This is a genomic window from Mesorhizobium sp. M4A.F.Ca.ET.020.02.1.1 (assembly GCF_004022645.1).
GTDB lineage: Bacteria > Pseudomonadota > Alphaproteobacteria > Rhizobiales > Rhizobiaceae > Mesorhizobium.
Map to the genome: position 1 here is coordinate 1 of NZ_RZOI01000584.1, position 3921 is coordinate 3921.

The 3921-nt window shown below is 64.3% G+C and carries 4 protein-coding genes; 1 reads left to right on the forward strand and 3 read right to left on the reverse strand.

Annotated features, from left to right (window positions below; genetic code table 11):
* Positions 1-508: 508 nt before the first annotated feature.
* The gene (locus EN742_RS39655; protein WP_245455374.1) at positions 509-775 is read left to right on the forward strand and encodes a TMEM175 family protein; all 267 of its coding nucleotides are present in this window, start codon (positions 509-511) and stop codon (positions 773-775) included.
* A gap of 232 nt (positions 776-1007) precedes the next feature.
* Here the strand turns inward: EN742_RS39655 and EN742_RS27175 are convergent, their stop codons facing one another.
* The 3 genes from EN742_RS27175 to EN742_RS27185 form a co-directional block, all read right to left on the reverse strand.
* Positions 1008-2495 (reverse strand): L,D-transpeptidase family protein, encoded by a 1488-nt coding sequence (locus EN742_RS27175; protein WP_126058154.1) that lies wholly within the window; start codon positions 2493-2495, stop codon positions 1008-1010.
* Between the two features lie 133 nt (positions 2496-2628).
* On the reverse strand, positions 2629-2985 hold the full coding sequence (locus EN742_RS27180) for an MmcQ/YjbR family DNA-binding protein (protein WP_126058153.1): 357 nt from the start codon (positions 2983-2985) through the stop codon (positions 2629-2631).
* Positions 2986-3055: 70 nt separating this feature from the next.
* Positions 3056-3921: AAA family ATPase (locus tag EN742_RS27185; protein WP_128333483.1), on the reverse strand; the 866-nt coding region annotated here is incomplete at its 5' end.

Below are 3921 nucleotides of genomic sequence, written 5' to 3' on the forward strand. Positions count from 1 at the left end.
GATGGCCAGGACCGAGCCGTCGATGAAGCCGAGCGCGGATGCCAGGATCGCCGCGATCAGCACGTACCGGCGCCGCGTCCGCGGGCAGAACGTGCCGTTCGCGATCGAGCCGGTCGGGGAAATGGCGGCAGCTTCGCCTGGAGATTTCATGGAGCCTGCTTAGACCTCCTATGGCACCCGCAACAACCAGCCAGAAGCTTGCGGTTGTGAAACCAGATCGGCCTGGCCGCATGGCGGGCCACTCCGACCAATGCATGTCAGCCAAAACGTGCGCGGCCCTGGGAAGCGACATGCATGAAAACAAAGCCGCAAACCGCGTCGGCTGAATCCGTTTCAGCGCGACGCGCTTTAGGTGCAAACGGCTGACGCCGTGCTAGGTTTCACCAGCATCGAAACAGAGGGAGACGCATGAAGCGGCCACTCGAACCGTCGGCGGAGGCACGCGGGCGTGTCATCGGCATCACCGATGGCGTCTTCGCCATCGTGCTGACTCTGATCGTTCTCGAGAGTGCCGCCGCACGAAGCGGTCCATTCCGAGGGCGAGTTGCCGGCGGCGATCGCGGCGCTGGCGCCACGTTTCCTGACCTATGCGCTGAGCTTCCTGACGTTGACCATCTTCTGGTTCGCCCAGCAGGCGCAGCATAGGCTGATCGCCAAATCAGACCGGCGGCTCGCGACGTTGAACCTGTGCTTTCTCGCCTTCATCGCACTCTTGCCGTTCTCGACCGACCTTCTGGCCGACTTCCTCGAGTTCAGGATCGCGGTGATCGCCTAGGCTGAACCTTCTTATGCTCGGCGTCACGCTGCTCGCCAGCTGGTGGTACGCGGAAAAGAACGGCTTCATCGCCTAGGACGTCGACGCGGACACGACACGCACGGTCTACCTGCGAATCGTCAAGGCGCAGTTCCCGTGGGCGGTCGGCGCGGCGCTGTGCCTATTTAGCCCGTTGCTCAGCGTCGGCTTCATCCTGCTTGTGCAGCTGATCTATGCAGCCGCGCTCCGAGGCTCATTGCTGCGCAATGTCATCGGCTGAAGATCCGCCGACGAATTCCACGGTGACGCCGGGCGACACGATCTTGGCGAGCTCCCGCGCATCCCAGTTCGTCAGGCGCACGCAGCCATGGCTTTCGGTCTTGCCGATCTTGGAGGGATCGGGGGTGCCGTGGATGCCGTAGGTCGGCTTGTCCAGCGCAATCCACACCGAACCAACCGGGCCGTTCGGTCCCGGCGGGATGGTCAGGATCTTGTCGTTCTGGCCCTGCTTGAAATTGATGCTCGGGTTGTAGGTGTAGTTCGGATCGAGCGCGATACGCGACACGGTGTGGATGCCCGATGGCGACGGCGTGTCGGCCGAGCCGATGGTGGCCGGATAGGCGGCAACCAGCTTGCCGGCCGCGTCATAGGCGAAGACTTCCTTCTTGCCCTTGTCGGCGACGATGCGGGCAACCGGCGTCGATACCAGCCTGCCGAAATTGGCGACCTTGATGATCGTGCCGGGGCGGTTGAAATCGAGGCCCTGATTGATCGACTTCAGATAGTTCTCATCCATATGGAAACGCTCGGCCAGCGCTTCGGTGACGGAGGTGTAGCCCATGCGGTCGAGCTGGGCCTTCTGGCTGTAGTCTTCTGGGATCGACGCGACGTAGGGACCGGCCGCGTCCTCGGGCGTGATCGTGTAGGAGGCGAACGCATCGCCGCCCGACTGTGCCAGCGCCGACTGGATGCCGACGGCGTCGGTCGAGCGCAGATTGCTGCCCGTGATCTCGTTGTAGGCGGCCAGCGCCTTGTCGACATTGGAGCCGAATCGCCCGTCGATCACGCCCGGCGACGCGCCGGCGCGATCGAGCAGCACCTGCAGCGCCGCCACATCCTGGCGCGCGCCGAGCGACAGCGACGGGTCGACCGTGGCCTTGCCACCGGTGTCCGGCGGCAGGGAAGCCTGCGTATCCTGATCCGGCTGCGCGGGGTCGATCGACGCCTCGTTCAGCGGTTGGCGCTTGACGGTATTCGGCTTCGGCGCCTCCGGGTAGGTGGCGGTGTTGCCTTCATCGTCCGGCACCGGCGGAAAGGCATCCACGGAATTGTCGCCATAGGGATCGTATTCGTCGGCCGGCGGCGGAATCACCCTGCCTTCCTCGTCCAGCTGCCTGCGGCGGAAGCGGGCCATGTCTTCGGGATCGTCGAGATAGTAGCGGTCGTCATCCTCGACCGGCGCGCGGCCGAGCTCCTGCATCCGCAGCTGCCGGCGCAGCGCCCTGCGATCGAGCCTAGTGTTCGGCGGCTGGATAGCGATGACCTTGCCGGTATCGGCATCGACTATGACGCGGTTTCCCCTGGCGTCGTAATAGACGTCGATGTTGCCGTCCTGGGCGAGAAGGATGCCGCCGGGAGCGCGGGCCTCCCTTTCCGCGCCGTCGCCACTCGGCGCCGCGAACGCGCCGGAAGACACCAATCCGGCGACAACAGCCGAAAGGCAGACGATCGTGCGCAACATTGTGGCCAACTCTCCGGTCCGTAATTGCCGCCGCGCGGCATGTCCCTTTGTGGCGAGCCCTTCGCCAGCAAACCATTTACCGAGCTTAAGGTTCCAACATGAACCGGGCATGAAGATGGCGAACACCCGGCTGCTACAGGCCCAATTCCCTGCGTGTCTGTCTCGTCAGCTTGAGGACGACCAGGCGGTGGCTTTCGCCGAGATAGTCCTTCAGCGCCGCATCATCCATGCTCTGGCTTGTCTGGCGCTGGATCCATTTCATGCCGCGCGAGGCAAGATAGGGCGCGGGCCGGCAGCCTGGCTGCTCCTTCAGCACGTCATAGGCGATGTCGGAACATTTGAAGGTGACGAAGAGCTGTTTGCCCTCGTCCCAGCCGCCAATGGCAAACACCTTGCCACCGACCTTCCAGACATGGGCGCCGCCCCACTGGACGACATGCGTCGTCCGGGGCAGCGAGGCGCAGAAGCTGTTGTAGTCGTCGAGCGTCATGGGCGTCCGCGTCTCAAGAAAAAGCGGCGAAGCCCATTCAGGCTCCGCCGCTTTGGGTAGGCAAGGCGGTTCAGGCCGCCGCCTCGGTCGCCACGACCGTCGGCTTCGAGCGGAAGTTCAGCCGGTCGGAACCGGCGGTGACCTTGACGGTCGAGCCGTCGAGGATCTCGCCGAGCAGGATCTTCTCCGCCAGCGGATCCTGCAGCTCCTTCTGCATCACCCGCTTCAGCGGCCGCGCGCCATAGGCCGGGTCGTAGCCCTTGGCCGCCAGCCACTCGATCGCGTCGTGATCCAGCGATAGCGCGATCTTGCGGTCGGTGAGCAGGTTCTCCAGCCGCTTGAGTTGGATCTCGACGATGCGGTCCATATCCAGCCGGCGCAGCCGGTGGAACAGGATCACCTCGTCGACGCGGTTGAGGAACTCCGGCCGGAAGGAGGCCCTCACCACGCTCATCACCTCGTCTCGCACAGCATCGACATCCTGGTCCTCGCCGAGGTTGACCAGATATTCGGCGCCGAGATTGGAGGTCATGATGATCAGCGTGTTGCGGAAGTCGACTGTGCGGCCCTGGCCATCGGTCAGGCGGCCGTCGTCAAGCACCTGCAGGAGCACGTTGAACACGTCCGGATGCGCCTTCTCGATTTCATCGAACAGCACGACCTGATAGGGCCGCCGCCGCACCGCTTCGGTCAGCGCGCCACCCTCCTCATAGCCGACATAGCCGGGAGGCGCGCCGATCAGCCGGGCGACCGAATGCTTCTCCATGAACTCCGACATGTCGATGCGCACCAAAGCGTTTTCGTCGTCGAACAGGAAATTGGCCAGCGCCTTGGTGAGCTCGGTCTTGCCGACGCCGGTCGGGCCGAGGAACATGAACGAGCCTATCGGCCGGTTCGGATCCTGCAGTCCGGCGCGGGCGCGGCGCACCGCCTTGG